This is a genomic window from Arthrobacter sp. MA-N2 (assembly GCF_000517125.1).
Lineage (GTDB): Bacteria > Actinomycetota > Actinomycetes > Actinomycetales > Micrococcaceae > Arthrobacter > Arthrobacter methylotrophus.
Genome location: NZ_KI912155.1, coordinates 1,762,012 through 1,786,565, shown reverse-complemented (window position 1 = coordinate 1,786,565; position 24,554 = coordinate 1,762,012). Strand labels below are relative to the sequence as shown.

21 protein-coding genes are annotated in these 24,554 nt (G+C 62.2%); 5 read left to right on the top strand and 16 right to left on the bottom strand.

All coding sequences use genetic code 11. The features are described 5' to 3' along the window. Positions 1-47: 47 nt before the first annotated feature. The 4 genes from A3M3_RS0109075 to A3M3_RS24445 are packed head-to-tail and all read right to left on the bottom strand — an operon-like array spanning position 48 to position 4,310. Entirely contained in the window at positions 48-839 is a 792-nt protein-coding gene (locus tag A3M3_RS0109075) for an IclR family transcriptional regulator (protein WP_028266055.1), read from the bottom strand. Positions 840-889: 50 nt separating this feature from the next. Then, positions 890-1,717 carry a fumarylacetoacetate hydrolase family protein gene (locus tag A3M3_RS0109070; protein ID WP_028266054.1) on the bottom strand — a complete coding sequence of 276 codons (828 nt, stop codon included), beginning with the start codon at positions 1,715-1,717 and terminating at the stop codon, positions 890-892. A gap of 40 nt (positions 1,718-1,757) precedes the next feature. After that, the gene (locus A3M3_RS0109065) at positions 1,758-2,678 is read right to left on the bottom strand and encodes a VOC family protein (protein WP_028266053.1); all 921 of its coding nucleotides are present in this window, start codon (positions 2,676-2,678) and stop codon (positions 1,758-1,760) included. A 24-nt stretch (positions 2,679-2,702) separates the two neighbouring features. Beyond that, positions 2,703-4,310, bottom strand: coding sequence for an FAD-dependent monooxygenase (locus tag A3M3_RS24445; RefSeq protein ID WP_051423311.1), 1,608 nt, complete (start codon positions 4,308-4,310; stop codon positions 2,703-2,705). 161 nt (positions 4,311-4,471) lie between these two features. Between A3M3_RS24445 and A3M3_RS0109055 the strand changes: the two genes are divergently transcribed. Then, on the top strand, positions 4,472-5,353 hold the full coding sequence (locus A3M3_RS0109055; protein ID WP_028266052.1) for a LysR family transcriptional regulator: 882 nt from the start codon (positions 4,472-4,474) through the stop codon (positions 5,351-5,353). Positions 5,354-5,378: 25 nt separating this feature from the next. On the opposite strand, the gene A3M3_RS0109050 is transcribed toward A3M3_RS0109055, so the two are convergent. Continuing rightward, positions 5,379-6,347 (bottom strand): quinone oxidoreductase family protein, encoded by a 969-nt coding sequence (locus A3M3_RS0109050; protein WP_028266051.1) that lies wholly within the window; start codon positions 6,345-6,347, stop codon positions 5,379-5,381. 250 nt (positions 6,348-6,597) lie between these two features. On the opposite strand from A3M3_RS0109050, the gene A3M3_RS24440 reads away from it, so the two are divergent. Next, a complete protein-coding gene (locus A3M3_RS24440) occupies positions 6,598-8,121 on the top strand; it encodes an MFS transporter (protein ID WP_231497214.1) in 1,524 nt (507 codons plus the stop codon). On the opposite strand, the gene A3M3_RS0109040 is transcribed toward A3M3_RS24440, so the two are convergent. From A3M3_RS0109040 to A3M3_RS24430, 3 genes are all read right to left on the bottom strand, one after another. Then, entirely contained in the window at positions 8,113-9,300 is a 1,188-nt protein-coding gene (locus tag A3M3_RS0109040) for an acetyl-CoA C-acetyltransferase (protein ID WP_028266050.1), read from the bottom strand. The two genes, A3M3_RS24440 and A3M3_RS0109040, sit on opposite strands and share 9 nt — an antisense overlap. Further along, positions 9,297-11,462 carry a 3-hydroxyacyl-CoA dehydrogenase NAD-binding domain-containing protein gene (locus A3M3_RS24435; RefSeq protein WP_155854348.1) on the bottom strand — a complete coding sequence of 722 codons (2,166 nt, stop codon included), beginning with the start codon at positions 11,460-11,462 and terminating at the stop codon, positions 9,297-9,299. The genes A3M3_RS0109040 and A3M3_RS24435 overlap by 4 nt, the downstream gene beginning before the upstream one ends. A gap of 67 nt (positions 11,463-11,529) precedes the next feature. Beyond that, positions 11,530-12,279 (bottom strand): TetR/AcrR family transcriptional regulator, encoded by a 750-nt coding sequence (locus A3M3_RS24430; protein ID WP_081736752.1) that lies wholly within the window; start codon positions 12,277-12,279, stop codon positions 11,530-11,532. A gap of 62 nt (positions 12,280-12,341) precedes the next feature. Here A3M3_RS24430 and A3M3_RS24425 point away from each other — a divergent pair, with 62 nt between their 5' ends. The 3 genes from A3M3_RS24425 to A3M3_RS28015 all read left to right on the top strand — a co-directional run bounded on the left by A3M3_RS24425 (position 12,342) and on the right by A3M3_RS28015 (position 15,569). Continuing rightward, the gene (locus tag A3M3_RS24425) at positions 12,342-13,070 is read left to right on the top strand and encodes a GntR family transcriptional regulator (protein ID WP_081736751.1); all 729 of its coding nucleotides are present in this window, start codon (positions 12,342-12,344) and stop codon (positions 13,068-13,070) included. 123 nt (positions 13,071-13,193) lie between these two features. Next, positions 13,194-14,408: a CoA transferase gene (locus A3M3_RS28020; protein ID WP_051423065.1), complete on the top strand. Its 1,215-nt coding sequence runs from the start codon at positions 13,194-13,196 to the stop codon at positions 14,406-14,408. Next, positions 14,409-15,569, top strand: coding sequence for an acyl-CoA dehydrogenase family protein (locus A3M3_RS28015; protein ID WP_028266048.1), 1,161 nt, complete (start codon positions 14,409-14,411; stop codon positions 15,567-15,569). 43 nt (positions 15,570-15,612) lie between these two features. Here the strand turns inward: A3M3_RS28015 and A3M3_RS0109010 are convergent, their stop codons facing one another. From A3M3_RS0109010 to A3M3_RS24405, 8 genes are all read right to left on the bottom strand, one after another. Further along, positions 15,613-16,104 (bottom strand): HtaA domain-containing protein, encoded by a 492-nt coding sequence (locus tag A3M3_RS0109010; protein ID WP_028266047.1) that lies wholly within the window; start codon positions 16,102-16,104, stop codon positions 15,613-15,615. Between the two features lie 62 nt (positions 16,105-16,166). Next, on the bottom strand, positions 16,167-17,561 hold the full coding sequence (locus A3M3_RS24420; protein ID WP_081736749.1) for an MmgE/PrpD family protein: 1,395 nt from the start codon (positions 17,559-17,561) through the stop codon (positions 16,167-16,169). Positions 17,562-17,572: 11 nt separating this feature from the next. Further along, positions 17,573-18,367: an SDR family NAD(P)-dependent oxidoreductase gene (locus A3M3_RS0109000; RefSeq protein ID WP_028266046.1), complete on the bottom strand. Its 795-nt coding sequence runs from the start codon at positions 18,365-18,367 to the stop codon at positions 17,573-17,575. Positions 18,368-18,398: 31 nt separating this feature from the next. Then, entirely contained in the window at positions 18,399-19,589 is a 1,191-nt protein-coding gene (locus tag A3M3_RS0108995; protein WP_028266045.1) for a cytochrome P450, read from the bottom strand. Positions 19,590-19,694: 105 nt separating this feature from the next. Continuing rightward, positions 19,695-20,489 carry an N-acyl homoserine lactonase family protein gene (locus A3M3_RS0108990; RefSeq protein ID WP_028266044.1) on the bottom strand — a complete coding sequence of 265 codons (795 nt, stop codon included), beginning with the start codon at positions 20,487-20,489 and terminating at the stop codon, positions 19,695-19,697. After that, on the bottom strand, positions 20,486-22,030 hold the full coding sequence (gene tcuA, locus A3M3_RS24415; protein ID WP_051423063.1) for an FAD-dependent tricarballylate dehydrogenase TcuA: 1,545 nt from the start codon (positions 22,028-22,030) through the stop codon (positions 20,486-20,488). The genes A3M3_RS0108990 and tcuA overlap by 4 nt, the downstream gene beginning before the upstream one ends. Positions 22,031-22,080: 50 nt before the next feature. Further along, positions 22,081-22,998, bottom strand: coding sequence for an NAD(P)-dependent oxidoreductase (locus tag A3M3_RS24410; RefSeq protein WP_035741540.1), 918 nt, complete (start codon positions 22,996-22,998; stop codon positions 22,081-22,083). Beyond that, positions 22,995-24,524, bottom strand: coding sequence for an aldehyde dehydrogenase (locus tag A3M3_RS24405; protein ID WP_081736748.1), 1,530 nt, complete (start codon positions 24,522-24,524; stop codon positions 22,995-22,997). Before A3M3_RS24405 ends, A3M3_RS24410 begins: the two co-directional genes overlap by 4 nt. Positions 24,525-24,554 lie beyond the last annotated feature (30 nt).

The window sequence follows — 24,554 nt, the reverse complement described above, 5'->3', positions numbered from 1 at the left end:
AACCGCCCTCCATGTCGTGGAGCGCGGTTATTGGTGGTGCCGTCCGATCAGCCTGCGGCGATCCGGAGCGTATGGCTGATGTGTTCAGCTGCTTCCCGGACTGCGGCGATTATTTCCTGTCGTTCTTCAGTGTTCACACGACTGCCTAGTGCCACCACGCTCAAACCGGCCGCGACCTCTCCATCAGGAGCAAAGATCGGGGCTGCGATACCCAGTGCGTCGGGATCGACTTCGGCATGGGTCATTGCGAACCCGTCGGCGCGGATCTCGTGGAGCCGAGCCAGGAGATCCTCGGGAGTCGACAGCGTGCGCTCCGTGAACCGGGGCCGCTCGATGGCTTCGAAAAGTGCCAAGGCCTGGGCGTCCTCGAGCCACGCCAGGAGCACCAACGCTGAAGCACCTGCTGTCAAAGGCAGCTGGCTTCCACGTTCATACGAGATACGAAGCAACTGGCCAGAGGGCGCTTCTCGTTCCAAACACACCACCGAAGTCCCGGCCCGCCGCGTGAGCAAAACTGTTTGCCTGAATCGCTCGCAAAGGGAACGCATCCGCGGCAGGGCCACCTCGGATAAGCCATATCCCTGGCGAGCCACGCGTGCCAACTCGAGAATCCGGAGGCCCAGGCGGAAGCCTCCAGCGGGCGACTCCTCGAGGAAGCCGCGGGAAACCAAGGACTCAAGGTATCTGTATGCAGTGGAACGGGCCACCGACAAAGCTGCAGCCACCTCCACAGCGGAAACCGAGAACTTTGCTTCGCCGAACATCTCCAGGATGGTCAATGCTCGATCTGCGGTACTGTTGCGGTCCCGGTATCCGCTGGTGGAGGTCTGTGAATCCATGTGCCTTAGCTTATAGAGATCTCCGAAGTGAGATGGGGCCTCGGTCGAGCCTAGAGGACCTCGGCGACAACCTTGTTGCTGACGGTCCCTACGCCTTCGATGCTCACTGAGACGGTGTCCCCGTCCTTAAGAAAGAGCTGAGGATCGCGGCGGTACCCGACGCCGGCGGGAGTCCCGGTGAGGATGACGTCGCCCGGAGCCAGTTCGGTGAATTCCGAAACCGTGGCGATCAGCTTGGCAACGCTGAATATCAGGAAGGACAGATCCGAGGACTGCACAACCTCACCGTTCAGCACTGTCTGGATGGCAGCCGTGGACAGGTCCACTTCGCCCGGGGTAATGACATATGGGCCGATCGGAGTGCTGTTGTCCCAGGCTTTGCCCTGCATCCACTGGTGGGTTTTGTATTGGTAATCGCGCATGGTCACGTCGTTCGATGTGGCGTAGCCGAGCACATGGTCCAGGGCATCGACCTCGCTGATTCGACGTCCGCCGCGGCCCACGATGACTGCCAATTCGGCTTCGTAGTCCACCTGGCTAGCCTCTGGCGGCAGCTGGATGTCATCCTTAGGGCCGATCAAGTTGGAAGCATACTTCGGGAACATGACCGGGTAGGTGGGCAACTCCCGGTTGGTCTCTTCGATGTGGGACTTGTAGTTCAGTCCAACGCAGACGATCTTTCCAGCCTCTGGCGATGCCGCGCGCAAGGTCACGTCGGTCACAGCAACGGCCTGGTCAATGAGACGCTCAGCGGCCTCGAGGACCTCTGGGGTAGTGTCCGCGTTGATCGAGCTCAGCCCCTTCAGCGGGACAACCTTGTCGCCGTCGACTTCGCCGAGGAAGTTCCGTCCCTGGTAGGTGTAATTTGCATATGCCATAAGGATTCTTCTCCTGAGATGTGGGGTGGTTGGGATGCGCTTAGCCGGAAACCTTGCGCCAGGACGGAAGCTGGCCGCCCCAGAGGTTGACGCTGACCGGGGTCGGTTCCCAACGACGCGGCACGTACGTCACGCGATCGTCGTAGAACTTCTCCATTTCGGCAGACAACTCGATGTGGTTTCCGGCCGGATCGTCGAAGAACACGAAGAGGTTGTTGCCCGGGCCGTGGCGGCCCGGGCCCCAGGCCACAGGGACGTCCAGTTCCGTAAGACGGTCACACCAGGCTTTGAAGTCTTCCCACTCGGCCAGGTCATACGAGTAGTGGTCAATGTCGCCGCCCTTGCCGACGAACACCACGGCAAGGGTGTGATGGTCCTTGTCCGAACGCAGCCAGCAGAAGTTTCCGTCGTGCAGTTGATCCGAGATACGGAAGCCGATGACTTCGGTGTAGAAATTGACCATGCGTGCCACATCGCCGCTGCCCAACGTGGTGTGCTGGAACTTGATGGGTCGGCGGCCGGTGTCGGCAGCGTTTTCGCCCTGGCGCAGGACCTGCGAATGGAAGTGAATTTCGGTGCCGTCGGGGTCGATGACGGAAACGCCCTCGACGCCGCCCACGGGCGAGGTGATGAACGAGGCATCCAGGTCCATGACTTTGTGGCCGGCAGCGAGCAGACGCTCTCGAATCCCGGCGATGCCGTTTTCGTCGCGGACCTCAAAGCCATAGTAGGCAAGCTTCTTCTCGCCTTGGATGAGGTCCACTACGTGGTGGCCGGTACCCCAACCGAGGCGAACTCCGTTGTCGATTTCGGCGTGGCGGACCAGGCCGAGGACACGGGTGTAGAACTTCTCGGCTGCACCCACATCCGGGACGCTGAAACCGATGTGCGATACGGCAGTGTGGCGCAGTGAGCCCGCGGCACCCTTTTCCTCGAGGATAACTCGCTCTGGACGTTCCATGATGACTCCTTTGTTCAGTGTGCTCTAGACGGAAGCGACGGCTAGCGACGCTTTGTTCTGCCGCAGCGAAGCGGTCTTTTCCAAGATGACTGCGAGTTCGTCAGGTGCGAACACCGCTGAGGTGAAGTGGTCAGGGCGTACGAGCACAAACTTCCCGCGATACTCTTCGAACTCCCGGTACAGCGAGCCATCCAGATCGATCAGCAAACCGTCCACCTCGGCAGTACGTGGCTGAACGTCATCGAAAGGGATGTACCAACGGGAGGCATCGAAGCGCTCGGCCACTTGCTTGGCTTCGGCCCAGGCTTCGGGCGCCACGTCAACACCCAACAGCACCCAGTCGTTGCCGACCACATGATCCATGCGGGCGGTGGTGCGTGAAGTGGTGTCAAAGACCAACGGTTGCCCGATGGCGCGGCCGGCATTATCGGTGACGGACAAGTCCGAGACGAATTGGGCGATGGGGCGGTAGCGCATCTCTTCAAAGAAGGCCCGCCCATCAGCGGTGCCCAGCTTTTGGCGAATGACTTCATCGCGATTGCGGGCCACTCGCTCCGAGGTGGTCATCACGACCCTGCCCAGACGGACCGACTGAGCAATAATCGCACCCGCATGAGGCTTGCGTTCAGGTTCGTAGCTGTCCAAGATGCTGTCCGGCGCCTTGCCTTTGATGGCTTCCGCAACCTTCCATGTCAGGTTTGCGGCGTCACGAATACCGGAGTTCAGGCCCTGGCCGGCGAACGGAGGCATCATGTGGGCAGCATCCCCGAGCAGGAAGAACCTGCCTTCGCGGTAACGGTCTGCGTTGACTGCGTTGAAGCGGTAGTTGATGGCACGCTCAACCTGGTGCGGCTCGATGTCGCGGTACGGGGCCACGAGCCGCTTGATCAGCTCGAAGTCCGGAGCCTGGCTCGGCTCTCCTTCGCCTGCGAAGAGGCGGAATTCGTAGCGGCAACGCCCGTCCAGGCCCGGAACAATGACGTGGGGACGTTTCGGGTCTCCGTGATGCATTCCGTAACGCTCGGTGTGGGGGTCCTCAAGGGTATCGGCCACGAGCCAGACATCCGAGTAGCTGCGACCGGACATTGCGTTGTCCATGACGAGTTCCCGAACGACGGAACGGCCACCATCGGCGCCGAGGACGTATCGCGCGGCGAGAACTTCGGTGCCTTTCGGACCCTCCGTGGTGACGTAAGCGAAATCGTCATCCTGCTCAACATTCGTGACTTTGGTGTCGTACTCCAAAGTGACCCGTTCGTGGTTGATCAGGCCCTGGGCCAAGACCTTTTCCAGATCAGGCTGCGCGAAAGGATTCTTGAAGGGGTGGCCCAAACGGAATGGGATTGCCCCGCGCGCCTGGAAAACCGGGCGATTGCCGGCGTCGTAGTAGCGGGTTCCCGTGCCCGGCACGATGATGCTGGAAATGTCATGGTCGATACCGGCCTGCTGGTAGGTGCGCAGCGCCTCGTCATCGATGCTGATCGCCTTCGGTTCCTCACTGGTTCCGGAGCGCATTTCCAAGACAATCACGTTGATTCCACGTGCAGCCAGCAGGGCGGCTGAGGTCATTCCGACCGGCCCCGCACCCACAACTACTGCGTCCGTGGAGCGCGCCACGTTGCGTTCGCTCATCTCCATGTCCTCTCTCGACTGTTGCATTCAGACTAGGAGTTCTATGTCCTATTTTCAAGGGCATATGTCCCAAAATATAGGAATAGGTTCAAATTCTGGGGTTCCGTATCCGCAATGAGATCACTTGAGTATCTTTGACTGGCTACCTATACTCTTTTGATATGGATGTCAGAAATGCGCAAGCCTTCGTGGCCGTGGCGGAGGAGCTTCACTTCGGCAGGGCAGCCCAGCGGCTCCACATAGCGCAGCCGCCCCTCAGTCGCTTGATTCGGCAACTCGAAGCCGATCTGGGTGCGCCGCTGTTTGAGCGCAATACCCGCAAGGTTGAACTCACCACGCATGGCGAGGCCCTCCTGGAGCCGGCCCGCGAGTTGATCATGCTCTCCCAGCGAATGCGGGAGATTGCCAAACAATCCGAATTGGGCGAGACCGGCAGGATCAGTTTGGGGTTCGGTGAGGCGGCAGCCAATCAAATCGTCGGCGAACTCGCCCGCAGGGTCAGGCAAAACCACCCCGGCATTACCTTGGACCTGGTCAACTCCCAGTTCTGGCACACGGGTATCGAAAAGCTGATCGATGGTCGACTGGATCTGTTGATTGGCCGCTGGGACCTGCTGCCGGCAGAGGTCGATTCATTTGTGATCGGATACGACGACGAGCTGATCACCCTGCCTGACAACCACCCCCTGGCGACCCGCGAAAGCATAGCTCCTGCCGAACTCGCCGCTGAGCCATGGGTGGTTCTTCAGGGCGGAAACTCGCAGCTGCCCAACCGGATAAACCGCTTGGCCCAGGCAGGCGGGTTCGTCCCTCGAATTGTCCAAGTGGCCCCGGACTCGTCCACCGTGCTCTTGTTGGTAGCCGCCGGTATCGGGATCTCGCTGTCACTGTCGAGCATTCGGGACAACCTTCCGACCCGGGGTGTCGTGTTCAAGCCATTGAATCCTGGCAACGACCCCGTGCCGGTTCGCATGATTTGGCGCAGGGTGGACAGGAGCCCGGTCCTGAACAAAGTCTTGAACATCACCAAGGGACTGTTCTAGGGGCCCGAGCAGTTGATGTGACGATTCAGGGAACCAGAATGGTCTTTCCAGTCGTTGCGCGCGCCTCCAGGGCAGCGTGGGCCGCAGCGGCTTGGGCCAGCGGGAAACGGGAGCCGATGTGGATGTCGAGCTTGCCGGCTGCGACCAGATCGAAGACTTCGGTGGTCCGCCACAGCCGCTCTTCATCGGTACGCAGGTAATCACCCGTTTTGGGCCGGGTCACGTAGAGGGAACCGTGGGTGTTGAGCCGTTGCAGCTGCACAGGCGGCACCGGCCCGGAAGAACCGCCGAAGAGAACCATAGTGCCACGGACCTTAAGGGAAGCCAGCGAGCCGTCGAACGTATCTTTCCCCACGCCGTCGAATACGACGTCGACGCCGCGACCGTCGGTGAGTTCGCGAACGGACGTCGGCACGTCCTCATAATTCAAGACGTAGTCGGCTCCGGCTGCCCGGGCAATCCCGGCCTTGGCCGGGGTGGAAGTGGTCGCGAAGACAGTGGCTCCCCGCAGCTTGGACATTTGAATCAACAAACGGCCAACTCCCCCGGCACCGGCGTGGATGAGGACGGTATCGCCGGCCTTGACCTCGTAGCAGGAGTTCACCAGGTAGTGGGCCGTGATTCCTTGGGACATCATGGCACCGGCAGTCTCCAAAGGAACACCGGCCGGAACCGGGACGGCCTTCGAAGATTCGATCAACGTATGGGTAGCGTACGTCTGCTTGCCCCACATGGTGGCCACGCGGTCCCCGATGTCGAATCCGGTGACACCTTCGCCCAGCGCTTCGACCGTGCCCGCACATTCACTTCCCGGAACGAAGGGGTAATCCACAGCGTAAACGCCGGCCCGCCGGTAGGTCTCAATGAAGTTGATGCCCGTAGCGGCAACCTTGACCAAAAGCTGGCCCGGGCCGGGCGCAGGGATGCTCATGGGAACGAGTTCGAGAACTTCGGGACCGCCGGCTTTGCTGGCAACAACTTTATGGGAAGTCATGTTTGGGGCTTTCTGTGGTTTCAGGGCGTTGCGGAAGGCGCATTCAAGGCGCATGACGCTGATTGAAGTATTCAACATTTACCCATAACCCTCAATATCAAATCGCATATATACCAAATAGGTAAATATTCCTATCAAAATTGGTCTTATAATATGCACCTTTTAGTCGTGTAACCTGACTTTCTCGAACCCACTTCACGCAGCTTGTCGGCATTCGTCAGGCCAGCTCGAACGTGAGAGAAGGAATATTGTGCTGATCGACCGGCAACAAGCCATCCATCCGACGCCAGATCCGGCACGGTGGCACATCCTGGCCGTGCTCTTGACTGCGCAGTTCATGTCCCTCGTCGGCATCAGCATCGTCAATGTGGTGCTGCCCTCCATCCAGCAAGGGGTGGGCGCCTCGCAGGCTGACCTGCAGTGGGTCTTGTCAGGGTATTCCCTGGCTTTCGGCGTGGTGCTCATTGCGGCAGGCCGAGCCGGGGATGTGCTTGGCCGAGGCGCCTTCTTCATCATTGGCGTCGCCATCTTTACGCTGGCCTCTGTTGTCGCAGGGCTGGCCACGGATCCGTTGAGCCTGAATATTGCGCGATTTGTCCAAGGAGCCGGATCGGGGCTGATCAATCCCCAAGTGATGGGAATGATGCAGCAGAACTTTCGGGGCCGCGAACTCGGAAAAGCATATGGATTCTTTGGAACCGTGGCTGGAATCTCGGTTGCCGTCGGTCCGCTCCTCGGCGGTGTCCTCATAGCCTTGCTCGGCGCCGGCGCGGGGTGGAGATGGACTTTTCTGGTGAACGTCCCGATCGCTTTGACGACCATCATCCTGGCGTGCCGTTGGTTTCCGCGTCCGCTGTTCTCCCGAACCGAACGCGAGCGGCTCGATGCGCGAGGGAATGCACAAAGGAATGCACAAGGGATGCAGCAGACCCGCCGTGACTCCCGTGATCTGGACCCCGTGGGCTGCGTGCTTCTCGGGCTCGCTGTGCTGACCTTCCTGCTGCCTTTCGTCCAGGGGCGCGAAACAGCCTGGGTGTGGTGGCTGCTTCCCACGAGCCTGGTGCTTCTCGGGCTGTGGATAGCCTGGGAACGCTCCTACGCCTCGCGAGGCAGGTTCCCCATGGTTGACCTGACGTTGTTCGGCATTGGATCCTTCAGCCTTGGAAACATCATCGGAGGCCTTTACTATCTGGGCATCACGAGCGTGTGGGTCTTGGTGGCGATCTACACCCAGCAGGGACAAGGATTCAGCGCACTGCAAGCCGGGCTGCTGGGCCTTCCTTCCGCTCTCTTTGCCGCTGCGAGCTCGCATTGGGCGGGCCGACGGGTGACGGACTACGGACGCAAGATTGTGATTTGGGGAATTTTCAGCGCGCTGCTCGGCCTGGGGTTGAGTATCGGCGTCATCGAACTACATGCGATTGGAAACGTTAGCTTGTGGTGGCTCCTCGTCACGCTTTCCTTCATGGGCATAGCTCAGGGAGCCATCATTTCGCCGAATCAAACGCTGACCATGCTGGAAGTTCCGGTTGAACAATCCGGTACCGCAGGTGGGTTGACCCAGGCGTTCCAGCGGATCGGCACGGCAGTAGGCATAGCCATGATCACGGCGGTCTTCTTCAGCACCCTGCGCCTGAGCACGTGGGACACAGCGATGAGTGTCGCACTCGCGTCGATCGGCATGGTCGTCGTGATCACGCTTATTGTGGCGCTCGGCGATCAACGCCGTCGCAACGCAAACGGCCGTCAGGAAAGAGCGAGTATTTCAGCGTGACAGGAGCAGTGCCTCGCCTTGGCCGCCGCCGCCGCACAAGGCGACTGCGGCTTTGCCGGTGCCGCGGCGCATGAGCTCGTGGACGGCCGAGACGACGACCCGTGCGCCGGAGGCGCCGATGGGGTGGCCGAGGGCGATCGCTCCCCCGTTGACGTTGACCTTCTCCATGCCGAGACCGAGCTGTTCGGCTGAGTGCAGGGCCACGGAGGCGAACGCCTCGTTGATCTCCACAAAGTCCAGATCAACGGTGGTCCAGCCCTGTGTCTTGAGCGCTTTGCTGATGGCATGGGCCGGTTTGTCCGGCAGGGAGGTGTCCGGGCCCGCGGTCTGTCCCGCAGCGCCGAGCACCGCCAGCACTTTAAGGCCGTGTGCCTGGGCGTAGCCGCGGGTGGTCAGGACGACTGCGGCAGCGCCATCGTTGAGCGGGGACGCGTTGCCCGCAGTCACCGTGCCGCCCGCTGAGAAGGCCGGCCTGAGCTTGCCGAGTGATTCCGCAGTGCTGTCCGGGCGCACGCCCTCATCGGTACCCACAAGTTCGGTCTCGCCGCGGCGCCGGGGAACCTTGACCGGGACGATCTCGGCGTCGAAGAGACCGGCGGCCTGGGCAGCGGCGGCACGCCGGTGGGAGTCGGCGGCGGCTTTGTCCTGCTCGGTGCGGGGAATGCCCAGGGCATCATTGGCCCGGTCGGTGGCCAGGCCCATGGATACCTGCTCGAAGGCGTCCGTCAGCCCGTCGTGGGCGGCGGAGTCGATCAGCGCAGCGTCCCCGTAGAGGTGACCTGCACGGGAACCGGCCAGCAGGTGCGGGGCGTTGCTCATGGATTCCTGCCCGCCGGCCACCACCACCGCAGCTTCACCCAGCCGCAGGAGCCGGCTCGCCTCGATAATGGCGCTCAGTCCGGAGAGACAGACCTTGTTGACGGTGACGGCGTGCGCGCTCAGTGGTACGCCTCCGGCGACGGCGGCCTGCCGGGCCGGATTCTGCCCGGCCCCCGTCTGGAGCACATGTCCCATGATGACCGCCTCGACGGCGTCAGCCTGAATCCCGGCCCTGTCCAGCGCTCCCGCGATCGCCGCTCCGCCGAGCTCGACGGCGGACAAGGGGGCCAGCTGGCCCATCAGTTTGCCCTGCGGGGTCCGGGCGGCACCGACGATGACAACATCTGCACTGGAAATCATTTCTCTCCTTGGAGGTGGCGAGCGAGGTGGCGAGCGAGCTCGCGAGGGGATGGAAGACCGGATACACGCAGTTCCGGATGGAACCCAGTCCCCGCATCCCGGTCCAACAACGGGGTCAGCCCGCCGGTGTGGAAGGGGTAGTTGGCGCCGAGGATCATGCACAAATCGATCTGCTCCGGGCCGGCCACCACACCCTCTTCCAGCATCGCGGTCACTTCTTCGGCCAGCGCGGCCAGGATCCGGTAACGGACGGCACCCGCGTCTGCTGCCATGGGCGCGGGGAGGAGGGAAGCCGCCTCCGGTGAGAGGCCGCCGTCGTCGTCCAGGTAGCCGGGAAGCCCGGCGGCGACCAGCTTCGCGAGGCTGGCACTGACGCCGAACCGTTCCGGATAGCTCTGGTGCATCTTCTCGCAGATGTGCAGCTGAACCGCAGGCCCGATGAACTGCAGGAGCTGCAGCGGTGTCATGGGCAAGCCCAGCGGGTCCAGCGCGTGGTCAACGGTGGCCGGATCGGCGCCGTCGTCAAGCAGGGAAAGAACCTCGCTGAAGAGCCGGGTCAGCACCCGGTTGACCACGAAGCCTGCCGTGTCCGTGACGAGCACGGCCGTCTTGCGCAACCGTTTGGCCAGCTCGAACGCCGTCGCGAGCGTGGTCTCGTCCGTGCAAGGGGTGGTAATGATTTCCACGAGCGGCAAAACCGCCACCGGGTTGAAGAAGTGGAAGCCGATCAGCCGTCCGGGATTTGCCAGGCCTGCGCCCATTTCCTCGATGGAGAGCGAGGACGTGTTGGTGAGCAGCAGCGCCTCGGGCCGAAGCAGCGGCTCCAGCTCGGCGAGGACAGCCCGCTTGACCTCCAGCTCCTCGAAGACCGCTTCGATGACCACGTCGCAGTCCGCGAACGCTTTCTTGTCGATGCCGCCCGTCACGAGGGCCCCGATGGCCTCAGCCTCGGCGGGGTCCAACTGTCCCCGAACAGCGAGCTTGTCCAACTGCTTGGCGATCCACTCGAGTGCGGCGTGGATGCGGTCCTGGGACAGATCCGTCATCCGCACCGGTACGCGCAATTCACGCGCGAAGACAAGGGCGAGCTGGCTGGCCATCAACCCCGCACCGACGACGCCGACGGACCGCACCGGCAGGGGCCCGACGGCGGGACGTCCCGCCGGGTTCCTGGCCAGGGATTGCGTGAGGCCGAAGGCATAGATGCTCGCGCGGGCCTCGTCAGAGAGCAGCAGTTCGCCGAAGGCCCGGATTTCCGTCTCCTGTGCGGGCGCGCCGGTGGGGGCCGCCGCCGCGGCGATGAGGTCCAGCGCCCGATAGGGTGCGGGCGCGGCACCGTGCAGGCGCGTATCGAGCTGCTCCCGGATATCCTCCAACGCAACGGGCCCGACGGCGGGGGCCGGCTCCGGCCCGGCGCCGCCGTCACGCGCCGCAGCCGCAGTCGCGGGCGCAGCCGCAGCAGCCGCGGGCGTGCCGGACAGGACGCCCGAGGCGAAATCCAGCGAGGCGGCCAGGAAGCCGTCCTCCGGGACCACGGCATCGACCAGGCCAAGTCCCGCGGCGGCCCGGCCGCTCAGGTTCTTACCCCCGAGGGAATCGGAGACCACCAACCGTGCAGTCACCGCGGGGCCCAGCAACGCTGCCGCCCGGGGAATGCCGCCCCAGCCCGGGATCAGGCCGAGGCGGACTTCGGGAAAGCCCAGCGCCCGAGCGGATTCCGAGACGGTCCGGTAACGCGCGTGGAGCGCCAATTCCAGGCCTCCACCCAGCGCGATCCCGTTGATGAAAGCGAACGTCGGCACCGGAAGCGCCTCCAGCAGGGCGAAGGCCTCAATGCCCCGGCGTGACACGTCCGCGGCCTGTTCGGGAGTGACCGCCTCCGTCATTTTCTTCAGGTCTGCCCCGGCGCAGAAGACCGGGCCGGTTCCGGTCACTGCGACCGCATTCACCCCGGACATGTCCAGCGCGCGCACGGCGGCCTCGAAATTGTTCAAGGACGCCGGACCCAACGTCACGGGGCGGCGGTCGGCGTTCCTCAAGGTCAGGATCGCGAAGCGGTAACCGCCATGGGCGAAGTACTCGGTATTGACCTCGGTGATGGACTCCGCGGACGTGGTTCTGCTGTCCCGGACAGTCTCCAGGGTTGCGGGCTTCTCGGACACGGCGCTCCCTTGCGTGAATAGCGGATACGCAAGTTTCACGTGAGACTCAGTGTCACGTCAAGTGCGACTACGTTTCGTGACCCTGTTGCGTGAGGCTGGCAGTCCGTGTGGAGCCGGTCAAGGCTGCGCTGAATTTCTGAGCCATGGCTGCAGCCGACATGGAGCGGGGAAAGATGGCAACCACTACCTCATCGTCCGCCGTCCGCCCGTCATTAAGCACCCCATGCAAGCGGCGCACGTCATCGAGGGCGTTCCGCAAGTCCTCCTCCGTGGGCGGATTGTCGTCGCGCATAAGGGTACGGAGGAAGTAGTTGTTGGTGCTGACGACGGCGGAACTGAACTGTATGCCGTCCAAGGGCGCCATACCCGGCAATGTCCGGCGCAAGTGTTGATTGAAGAGCTGCTCGTAGCGGAAGACTGAAACCAACTCCTTGTCCCGCAGCGCCGGAACGGCATTGACCACACGGTATCTTTGCGTTGCCATCGCGCTTTGGCGAGCGTAATGCCGGAACACCGCGGCAGCGGCCTCGCAGACTGCGAGCCAAGGATCATCGTTCGCCTCGGACAGGAATTTCCCAGCTTGTTCTATCAGCTCATCGTGGTCAGCAAAGACCACATCCTCCTTCGAGCGGAACTGCCGAAAAAAGGTACTTCGGGAGATACCGGCCGCTCGCGCAACGTCTTCGACGCTGGTGGCTTCAAAGCCTTGCTGTGCAAATAGCCGCACGGCCGTTGCCGCAACAGCAGAGCGAAAACCTGCCTCGCGTGCGCCGTGATTCGCAGAATCGATGCTTCCCGTTGCGTGAGCTTTGTCCATCGTCCTACGCTACCGCTCGGACACGCTCGAACCCTCGTGACGATGAGCCGTAGAATTTCAGCATGAGTAGCATGCAACAGATTGACCACGGGGTATCGCTGACGGTCCAGGTCACCAACATGCTGCGGGCTGCCATTACATCGGGTGAGATGAGCCCCGATCAGCACTTTTCGGCTATCGGGCTTGCTGAAAAGCTCGGCGTGTCCCGGACGCCGGTCCGCGAAGCCCTGCAACTTCTTGAGAAAGAGGGCATCGTCCGGATCGAGAAGAACCGCGGCGTCCGGGTGCTGCAGATGTCGCTGGAAGAAATCGTGCAGATCTTCCAGATCCGAATCATCCTCGAGCCCCCGGCAGCAGCGCGGGCCGCTGAAGCCGCCACAGACGAGGACCTTGCACATTTCCGATTGCTACACGGCAGAATCCTGGACGCAGCAGCCAGCGACGACGGCCCCGGCACCCTCCAAGCGGACAAGGACTTCCATCTCTTCTTGATGGGACTGGCCGGCAACCCACGGCTCACCGCATTGGACAGCGAACTGCGCAACCTGGTGCTCGCGCATGGCCTTGTCACCATCCCGGCCGCCCGGAGCAGCCAGGACCTGGCCAACGACCGCAAGGAGATCCTCGGCGCGCTGGAGCGCCGGGACCCCCGCGCCGCGGCTGATGCAGTCCGGGACCACGTGACCCGGACGGCCCAGTTGCTTATTACCGGGGTTTGCGCCCAGACACCGGGACTATCCGCCAAGGAATACCTGGCGAAGCTTGAGCATCTGACCAAATTCTCCAGCTGACCGTATTAGCCAGGCCAGGTTGGGGCGCGGCATGCCCGCGCGCACTTCTGCCGGCACCGCCTCTTTACATATGAAGAGAATTATTTTAGAGTTGCATGCAACATGCGAGTTGTAGCATGCAACATGTACCAGAAAGGGTGCGCTGTGGCATCCCCCTCCCCCATTTCATCAAGCCCCCAGCCGCTGGCCGGAATCCGAGTAGCGGATTTCTCCCGCGTCCTTGCTGGACCCCTGTGCACCATGATGCTGGCCGATTATGGGGCCGAGGTCATCAAAATTGAGAGTCCGGCCGGGGACGATACCCGTGCATGGATTCCACCCGTGGATGCCAGCGGCACGGGGACATACTTCGCCAGCGTCAACCGCAATAAGAAGTCCGTGGTCGCAGACCTCTCCACGGAACGTGGGCTGGCATATGCCCGCACCCTGATCGCTGAGTGCGACGTCGTCGTCGAAAATTTCCGTCCTGGCGTGATGGCGAAATTCGGACTGGACTACCACACCCTGTCCCAGGACAGGCCGGACCTCGTTTACTGCTCGATTTCGGGCTTCGGCGCCGGCGCCGGCGCGGACATGCCCGGCTACGACCTCCTGGTCCAAGCCCTCGGCGGCCTGATGAGCATCACCGGCCCCTCCGAAGGGGAACCCAGCAAAGCGGGAGTCGCCTTGGTGGATGTCCTGACCGGACAAAACGCACTCGCGGGAATCTTGATGGCGCTGCGGGTCCGCGATGCTACCGGGATGGGGCAGGAGGTGCAGGTCAACCTCCTCTCTTCACTGATTGCAGCCCTGGTGAACCAAGGCACGGCTACCCTCGCCACCGGGAAATCCCCCGCTCGATTGGGCAACGCCCACCCCAGCATCGCCCCTTATGAGACCTTCCGCACCGGGAGCGGCACACTCGCAATCGCCGTCGGCAATGATCGGCAGTTCGCAGCCTTGACGCGGGTCCTTGGCCTGGAGGGTTTGGCGGCGGAGGCAAGGTTCCTCAGCAACGAACGCCGGGTGGCCTCCCGGACGGAACTACGCACTGTTGTCGAAACGGCGCTGCTTGCCGACACGGCCGCGCGGTGGCAACAGAAACTGCTCGCAGCCGGGGTTCCAGCAGGCAAGGTCAACAGCGTCGGCGAGGCTTTCGAACTGGCGGAGAGCCTGGGACTCGGCCCGTCGATCATTGTCACTGATCCCGCTACCGGCCGGGAGTCCCGGCAGCTGGCCAATCCCATCCGATTGTCCGCAACCGGTCCGGAATACCGGCAGGTCCCTCCGCGCCTTGGCGAACACCAAGGCACCATCTTCTCTTCGGAACCCTCAACCACCACCGTGAAAGGCCAATAAATGTCTGATATCAGCGATCTGATTGATTTTGATTCCCTCCTCAGTGCAGACGAGCGTGCTCTGCGCGATTCCGTGCGTTCCTTCGTGGACAGCGCGATCAAGCCGAACATCGCCCAGTGGTATGAAAAGGCCGTCTTTCCGCTGGAAATCGTCCCGGAACTGGGCCGCCTGGGCCTGTTGGGAATGCATCTGAAGGGCTACGGCTGCGCGGGCCGATCCGCCGTCGACTACGGACTTGCCGGCGCGGAACTGGAAGCCGGCGACTCCGGGCTACGCACGTTCGTTTCCGTGCAGGGCTCTCTCGCGATGAGCGCCATCTACAAGCATGGCTCGGAAGAACAGAAACAGGAATGGCTGCCGGCGATGGCCAAGGGCGAGGCGATCGGTTGCTTCGGCCTGACCGAGCCCACTGCCGGCTCGGATCCCGGCGGCATGAAGACTTTCGCCCGCCGCGACGGCAGCGACTGGGTCCTCAACGGTTCCAAGCGCTGGATCGGTCTGGCGTCCGTGGCCAAAGTCGCCATCATCTGGGCCCAGACCGACGGCGGCATCCGGGGCTTCCTGGTCCCGACAGAAACTCCGGGATTCACGGCCACCCCGATCGAACCAAAACTCTCCATGCGTGCCTCCATCCAGTGCGACATCGAACTGACCGAGGTGCGGCTGCCCGAGTCCGCGGTGCTGCCCGACGTCGTCGGACTCAAAGGCCCGTTCTCCTGCCTGAACGAGGCCCGTTACGGGATCATCTGGGGCGCCATGGGCGCCGCCCGCGACGCGTTCGAAGCGGCTTTGGACTACTCCAAGGAACGCCTGCAGTTCGACAAACCCCTGGCCGGCTACCAGCTGACGCAACAGAAGCTGGTGGACATGGCACTGGAGATCAACAAGGGTTTCCTGCTGGCCCTGCACCTGGGCCGCAAAAAGGACGCCGGCACACTATCGCTGGACCAGATCTCCTTCGGCAAACTGAACAACTGCCGCGAAGCCATCAAAATCGCCCGCGAAGCCCGCACGATCCTGGGCGGCAACGGCATCACACTGGACTACTCACCTCTGCGTCACGCCAACAACCTCGAATCAGTACGCACCTATGAAGGCACCGACGAAGTCCACACCCTCATCCTGGGCAACAAACTCACCGGCGTCCCCGCTTTTCGCTAGGAGACGCGCCCGACGGCGGACCGGGCACCTTATCGAGCGCTGTTCAGTACGCCACGACTTCGATGGAAATCGTGTCCAGTGCCTCGCCGGCCGCGTAGACGTCGCCGAAGATCTCTCCACCCTCGGCGGAGAGTGTCGCCGGCACGTTGTGCCAAGCCAGACGACCGTCGTCATGCGTTGGCTGTCCGAGGACCAGGTTGGCCAGGACAATCCGGGCCGCACGCCCGGGCCACCGGACAGTGCTAAGAACCGCACCCTCCGGAGTGATCTGGATCCAAGGGTCGGTCACCGTGGCCACGCGCATGCCGTGGTGGCCCGTGAATTCCACTGTGCCCTCGAATCGGAGCGTTCCCAGCCCGGTGGAGATGTCATAAGCGGACGCCGCGGCAGGGAAGCCAAAGGACTCAACATCCAGGGGCACCACGCTTCCATTGACGGTAAATTGACCGTCCGCGGGCCCGGCAACGTATTCACGCAGACTCTTCTTGATGCCCCAGCGGAGGATCCCGCCGTCAGCACGATTGTCGTCACTCAATGGTGTAACCTCTCCGGTCCAGGCGGAACTCCGCAGGGAGTTCCGCTGCCGCTTTAATCCAACTATTGCTCTGTCTGGTAGGCCACGCAGAGCCGCACTAGCTGATCCACCGACGCGGCTTCGCCAATGTTTTGCACATGCTCCACCAAATCTCTCAGCCTTTCGGCGTCGATGGGCATTTCGGCGTTCATGGCTGACAGAAGCCCTGCCTCCTGGGCGAAGGTCGGACGCCAGTCCCGCTCTCCCAGCGCCAGCGTATTCTCAAATTCGCTGCCATCCAGAAGCCGGACTGTGATGCGGGACTGCAACATCCGCAAATCGTCAGCGGCAACCACCTTGCTAAGGCCCACCAGGCGACGGACACCCGGATCGTCATAGCTTTCCATGGCTGCCAAGGTGATTTCGGTTCCCAAGAGTCCAAGCGCCACACAAAACGGGGTGCTCATCAGCGTGTTCACCCGGTTCCGGAAGGGCCCGTATCCCGCGATTCCCGGGTGGTTAGCCTCATACGGGTTCATTTCGATCCGGATGGATTGCACTTGCGAAATGTCACCGATCCGCTCGGCGAGGATCTTGGCGTTCCTCACCGGCACTTGGTTTCCGGCGCACACTGGGAGTGGTTTGAGGTTCACGTTGAGAATTTCAAACGTCTGACCCAGCTCTGCAGCGGCCCGGAACGGCTCGGTGCGATCTCCCGCATAGGCCTGAAGATAGCCTGCCACGCCCTCGAATGCCGTGCTGGCCGCTGTCACACCTTCCTCCGCCATGATGGCAGCGAGGATGCCGTTCTTTGCGGCCTGCCCGTTATTGAAGTGGAACTCCGGGCTGCCCGCGCCGAAAGGCTCGCTCGTTCCACAGGCAAAGCCCGCAGCGATTCCCAGTGCGTGAGCGGTGTCCGCCTCGTTGAGGCGCATAAGTTTAGCCGCGGCTGCGGCCGCGGCGATCACACCGAAGACGCCGGTTGCCCGGATTCCGCGGGGTGTGGTCAACGCCGTGTACTCACGGCTGAGGCCACCGGCAATCTCATAACCGGCAACCATTGCAGCGAGCAGATCAGCGCCGCTTGCTCCACGTTCCTCAGCCACGGCGAGGGCGGCGGAGATTACTGCCGTTCCAAGGTGGGCGGTATGGTGCGTGTCGTCCTGGACCCGGGCGTGGAAGAGGGCGCCATTGGCGAAGGCAGCGTTCATGGCCGAGGTGCGCTCTCCCCCGTGCAGCATCGTTGCCGCCGGCCGAGCCTGCTCTCTGGCGGCGATGTGGGCGGCCTGGCCAACGCACGCGATACCGTGCGCCGCCAGCCCCATCCCCAGTTGGTGAAGCAGACAAATCCGCGCCTTTTCCGTCACCGCAGGGGGCAGCTCGGCAAACACAAGCCCAGCCACGAATCGTGCGAACCGCTCACTCAGCGTCGCATCTGCTTGCGCCCCCTCCGCCGCGGGCCGTTCAGCCGTCACCATTTGTCGACGCGCTAGTTCGCCGCGGCAGCATCGATAGCGTCGAAAATGGGCTTGTTACCTCCATGGGAGGTAAATCCGCCGTCGATCGGGATCTCGCTGCCGCTAATGAATGTGGAGTCCGCTGAGAGCAGGAACAAGACGAGATCCGCCACTTCATCCACGTGCCCTCCCCGGCCTGCCGGGGTCAAAGCGAGTTGAGTGTTGAGAAATGCGGCGGGCATGTCGGCGTTGATCGGCGTCTTGATGTAACCCGGGTGGATCATGTTTACCCGGATTCCCTGATGGGCCAGCTCGACTGCGGCGGTCTTCGACAGGCCACGGAGAGCCCACTTCGCCGCACTGTATGCCACGTTGTGGTGTGCGATCAGGCTCGCGATCGAGCCGACATTCACAATCGAACCGCCCTGGTTCATGATGGGACTCAGGGTCTGGATTCCGAGCATTGCTCCAGTCACGTTGACGGCGAAGGAATTGTTCCACGCCTCGAGGGTGACATTGGACAGGCGCCCCGGAACGGAGATTCCAGCGTTATTGACAAGCCCGTCCAGCCCGTGGCCGGCGGCTATCAGGGACTCGCGCAACTTGGCCCAATCCGACGCGGAGGTGACATCCAGATGCTGGTAGCTTGCGTGTCCACCCCCGGCTGCGATTTCTTCGGCCAAAGCCTGGCCCGCTGCGTCCGTCACGTCGGCAATAATGACTGTGGCACCTTCTGACGCCAGAGCGCGTGCCTCTGCAGCACCCTGCCCCCGCGAAGCGCCGGTGACGACCACCGTCTTACCAATGAAGCGTGTTTTTTCTGTCATGAGATTCTTCCCATCGTTGGTTGGTGAAAAGTCATTTTCCGGTAAGTGAAATCCGCAAAGAGGTGACCTCGCGGACGAAGGGACCCTCATGCTGTTGCCAGGGTTCGATGAGGCGCGCGTTCGGGAACCGCTCCATGACGGCGGTGAGCAGTGTGTGCATTTCGAGCCGTGCCAGATTCTGGCCGATGCAGGAATACTGCCCTTGACCGAACAAAAGAGGACCGGGCACCATTGGACGCGTCATGTCAAACTCGGACGGATTGTCGAATACCGTCGGGTCGTTTTGTGCGGCCTCAACATGGATGAAAATAAGGTCATCCTTGGGCACGGTGGTACCGAGTACGTCCATGGTTTCGGGAACATACCGCATATGCGTTCGGAAGCGGGGGTAGACCCGGAGCGTCTCCTCCACCGCGTTTGGCATGAGACCCGGCTCAGCCAGGAGCTGCTGCCACCGCCCCTGGTCTTCGAGCAACATTCCCATCATGATCGCGCTCTGGTGAACAGTGTTGTCAACGCTGGCCTCCAGCAGACCCACTCCCGTGTCATAAAGTTCCTGAGTGCTGAGGTTGCCGGCCATTTCCTCCTCGATGAGAGCGGAAGTGAAATCGTCGTTGAGGTTCTTGCGCCGGGTCTCGATGTGTTCTTCGACAAGGGCGAACACCTCATAGTGGGCATCAATGAGTTCCTGCTTGCGGCTCGAATCCACGGTGAGCAGCGGACCAAGGAGGCTGTCGGAAAGCCGCCCGATTGTCGGGGCCAGCTCACGGGGAATCGACACCATATGGCAATACACTTCCGGAGGGAGACGCCAGGAGACTTCTTTGAGGAAATCGACGTCATCGGGATTCTGCACCTCGTCGAGCAGGGTGTTGACGATGTCGCGGACGGCCTCAGTCAGCGTCTTGGTCTTGCGCGGGGACAGCAACCGCGCCATGGGAGTCCGTAGATGCTTGCGCTGCTCGCCCTCCTGGGTATTGAGCATTCGTTCCATGAAGTCACGGGCATAGCCCTCGGTCAGGCCGATGTTGTCGGCCCGGTAAAGGAACAGCTTGGCCCGGCGGATATCGGGGGAACGCAGCACCTGCAGACTGTCTTCGTAGTGGAATATTTCATATCCCCGCGGGCTCTTCACAATGCGCGCTGAAGCAGCGGCTTCCAGCTGCTCTTCCAGAGACGCAATCGCCCCCGGGGATACCGTCAATTCTTTGACAGCTACCATCTGTTTCTCCTTCTCATTCCCACACCTGCTGGAGATCAATTGTTTTCGTATTGTATGCAACTTTGACAGGACAAGACTGTTCCCGTCCCTGACGGGCACAGTCCCCTACGCCAAACGAACGGCGATGCCCTCAAGCCCAGGCACTGCGGGGAATCTTTCGAGCACCAGAGGATCGTGTCCCGGAATGATGAATTCGGGAACGCTGGCTGTCATTTTGATCCAGTCAAACGCGTCGTACATCGACGGCAGGTGATCAACGATTGAATAAGGGCGGTCCTCGTCTATGTTGGCGTAGAAGTGGGTGGCGTCGGAGGCCAAGACAAGCGTGCCGCCTTCAGTCTCCACCGCAACAACCTGCAGACCCTGGGTATGGCCGCCAACACGGTGCACCTTCACTCCAGGAACAATCTCCGCGTCGCCGTCGACGAGCGTGACATTCCCGTTCTTCAGCTGCTCCTTCACATATGCCAGGTCCCCCGGTTCGATGAGGTGGGGGTTCTCTCCTCGTCCGGCATAGGGTCCGGTCCAGTAGTCGAGCTCCGTGCGTTGCAGGTGCACCTGAGCCGATGGAAAGTCCGGAAGGTGGCCCGTGTGGTCGTAGTGGAGATGAGTCAAGATGACGTTCTTGACACTGTCGGTGGCGATGCCGAGCTGCCGCATTGTTTCGGCCGGGGGTTGCAGAAAGGTCCTGTTCCCCCGGCGCTCGGCAACTTCCCGGGTGAACCCGGCATCCACCAACACGGTTGTTCCGCGGCCTACGATCACCCATACGAAGTAGTCGATCGGCAGGCTTTCATCCCCACAGGGATCACCCCGGTAGAAGTGCTCCTTGCGAAGGGAGGCGTCCCGGGAAGCGAAGCGGATCGCGTATACGGCGAATGCGTTTGCCTGGATGGTCATGACACCAGTAAACCGGCACGGGTGAGAGAAGCCGCATGGGATCCGGCCAGACGTCCGAAAACCGCTCCGGATGTCAGTCCTGATCCGCCAGGATAGTTGCCGGAGAAGAGCCCGCCCACCATCTCACCTGCGACATACAGTCCCGGGATCGGGGTGCCCGACTCATCGACAGCCTGCGCGTTCTCGTTCACTTTCAACCCGCCGAAGGTGAAGGTGATACCGCAGGTCACGGCGTAGCCGTAGAAGGGTGCGGTATCGATAGCCAAGGCCCAGTTCGACTTCGGCGGCACGACTTCGGCGGCACGTCCATCCTTAACGGACGGGTGGAATGGCTGGTCGACGATTGAGTTGTTGAACTCATCCACCGTGCGCCGGAAGTCGTCGACGGCTATCCCCAGCTTCTCGGCGAGTTCCTCGATGCTGTCGGCCTGGGCGCCCGAAATCGGCGTGGAGTCGTACTCTTCCGTGCGCAGCATGGGGCGCGTCTTTGCATCGAAAATCTGGAACGCAATCCCTTCGGGCTGCTTCAGTATTTCGCGCCCGTAACGGGCGTAGGTGTAGTTGCGGTAGTCCGCACCCTCATCGATGAATCGCTTGCCCTCACGGTTTACAACGATGCCGAGCGGATAGCTCTGCCGCGTCATCTGGTTGGTCAGCTCGCGGTTGCCTCCGTTCGGCGGGCCGCCGGCATCCCATGCCACGCTGTGGCAGCTACCCCAGTCGCCGAACCGCTGTACTCCGGCTTCGAGCGCCATGTCGAGCACCTCGCCTGTGTTGCCCGGATTGCCGCGCACGAGGGCATTTGACCAGCCTTCGCCAAGGTAGCGTTCCCGGCGCTCGGGGTCTGATTCGAAGCCACCTGCTGCGAGTACGACCGCTCCGGCCGAAACTGTTCGGGCGGCGCCGTCGGCATCGGTGTACTGGACTCCAGTGACTTCGCCGTTGTCACCGCGGAGAAATCCGGTTACCCGGGCGCCGTAGCGGAAGCTCACACCCGAGGAAACAGCCGCCTCGGTGTGCTGGGCGATGAGCCCCTTGCCGCCTCCCACGGACCCGACGACGAGATTGCCGTAGAACGTGAACACGCCGTTGTCTTCATAGGCCTGGCGTTCGTACATCAGTCGGAACTGCAGGCCCTTGGAGTGCAGCCAGCGCAGCGTGTCGTATGAGCGCGAGACGAGGATCTCTGTAAGGGTCGCATCGTTGCGTCCTTCGGTGATGCGGCTCATATCGCTGGTGAAATCAACGGCCGGATACGCCGGGACAACGGTCTGCGGCAACCGCTTCACAGTTTCGTCGTCGAGCAGGGGAACAAGGTCGGAGATGTCGTTGAACGCGATTCGATAGGCGCCAGCGGTGTAGAAGCTATTGCCTCCAGCGTCCTCGACCGGCGCTTTCTCCAGAAGAAGCACGGACGCTCCGAGCTCCCTCGCGGCGTGGGCTGCACTGAATCCGGCGTTTCCGGCACCGACGACAATGACGTCGTAGTGCCCTTCGTCTCCGATTTGGGATTCTTCGGTGGTGGGTATCACATCTGTCATGTCTGTTGTTCCATTTCAGTCTGTTGGTTTTGGCCTGGATACCTAGATGCCTAAACGGCAGTCGTGGGGGTCCGGGCGCTATCGGATAATGGGCTGTGCGTCCAGCCTTCCCACAGGGTGGCGATGGACGCATAGTCGTGACGGGCAAGGCCTGCAGCAAGGGCCAGTTCATACACGCTGTGGGCGCCTTGGATGGCAAACAGCGGTACGTCATGGGCCTGCGCTAGCTGCAAGGCGAGCACCGAATCCTTCCGGGCGGCCTCGGTCGGCATACCGCCCTCGTAGTTGCCCTGCCGAACACGCTCGTCAATTCGGTGAGTGAGGGGGCGAAGCAGGCCGGCATCCGGGTCGCGGAGCAGATCAGCGATCTGTTCAACGGTGATTCCGGTGGCGACGGCCAGGGATGCTGCCTCGGAAAGGACGACCATTACGGCGTGTGCCACGGCGTTGTTGATGACCTTGGCCGCCATGCCGGTGCCAAGCTCGCTGTAACGGATGGTGCGGCCGCTCATTGCCTCCAAGACCGGCGCCACTGCGTCGAGATCCTCGGAACGGCCGCCGGTGAGCAGCACGCTGGTACCGGCGGCCATGCCCCCGACGCCGGAGAGGATGGCGGCGTCGACCACGCGGATGCCACTGCTTGACACTGCGTCGGCGAGGCGTCCCATGTCCGCGGGGTTGACGGTACTCGTCTCAACGATGATGCTGCCCGGGCGCAAATATTCGGCCAGGGTGCGTCCGACCGTGAGGGAGATCTCAGGCGTAGGAAGAGACAAGAGGACGACGTCGGCGTCAGCCAGCTCCGCTAGATCGTCCACGGCTGTCACGCCCATGGCTGACGCGGCGTCGCGTCGTGACGCGCTGAGGTCGAATCCCTTCAGCGGGCCGACGCGAACCAACCGTGAGGCGACCGCGGCGCCCATGTTGCCCAGCCCGACCAGAGCTACGGTGGTTGCGTTGTCAGTCACTGTTGGTTCTCCTTCGTGGAATCTGAATCCTGTACGTGAATCGGAGGCTCCCCGAGTGCGGCGGCGAAAGGATCGATGGTTTCTTCGCTTAGGTCGACCATGACGTTCTTGGTTCGCAAGTACTCGTCCAGGGCTTCTTCGCCTCGTTCGCGTCCGTGGCCGGATCTTCCAACGCCCCCGAACGGTGCCTGGGCTGCGCTTGAGCGGTAGGTGTTCACCCACACGGTCCCCGCCACGATCTTCTCGGCGACACGGTGTGCCCGGCCGAGATTGTCGGTCCAGATGCCGGAAGCCAGACCAAAGCTGCTGTCGTTGGCAATCGCGACCGCTTCGGATTCATCCGAGAAACGGATGATCGACAGTACAGGACCGAAAATTTCTTCCTGAGCCAACGAAGAACCATTGTCAACGTCAGCGAAGACCGTTGGCCGGATAAAGAGTCCCTCGGAAAGCTCCGTGGCGTGCGGAACCACCCCGCCAGCCACCATGCGCGCGCCGGCGTCGACGCCCGAACGGATCATTCGTGTGATCCGCTCAAATTGCGGTTCATTGGCGACTGGTCCCATATGGGTAGCAGGCTTAAGGGGGTCTCCAAGCCGGATAGCGTCTGCCCGTATGGCGATTTCGCTGACGACGCGGTCATAGACGCTGTCCTGTACCAGGAGCCGGCTGCCGGCAATGCAGGTTTGTCCACCCGCGGAGAAAATTCCGACGAGCGCTCCCGTGACGGCGCGCTTCAGATTGGCATCTTCGAAGATGATGTTCGGGGATTTTCCCCCTAGTTCAAGAGTGACCGGTACCAATGTGCGCGCGGCGGCTGCAGCAATCGCCTGCCCGGTGGGCACGCTTCCGGTGAAACTGATGCGGTCGAGGCCAGGGTGTTCGGAGATGGCACGGCCACACTCAACGCCGCCGGAAACGATGTTGATGACGCCCGCAGGAAAGCCCGCTTCTTCGACGAGGTCGGCTAGTACCAGGGTCGTGAGGGAGGCGTGTTCCGACGGTTTGATCACGACGGTATTGCCAGCTGCCAACGCTGGTGCCAGCTTGTTGGCGAGGAGCTGCATAGGCGAATTCCATGCAGTCACAAGGGCTGCGACGCCCACCGGCTGCCGCAGCGTGTAGTCGAGCGTGTTGGGAGTGTCCAGGGGAATCGTGCGCCCATAGAGCTTGTCGGCATAGCCGGCGAAAAAGCGGTAATTGCGGGCTGAGAACCGGGCCTGCGCGCTCGTCTCCCGCAGAAGCTTGCCGTTATCCTGCGACTCGAGAAGGCCGAGAGCGTCGGAGCGGTCGTCGATGAGGGCGGCAAGGCGGTTCATCAACTCGGCGCGACGCGTCCCGGAAACTGCGGACCACACATTGTCGAAAGCATGGCGCGCTGCGGCGATAGCATCATCGACGTCCGAGGCCGACGCATCCGGAATCGTGCCGATCTGCTGCCCGGTGTAAGGGTTGGTGACCGGCAAGCGGCGGAGCGCGGTCGCATCAACTCTTTGCCCGCCGATCAGCATGCGGTAGTCAGTCATTCGTGCACCTGTTCCGTTGAAGATTCATAA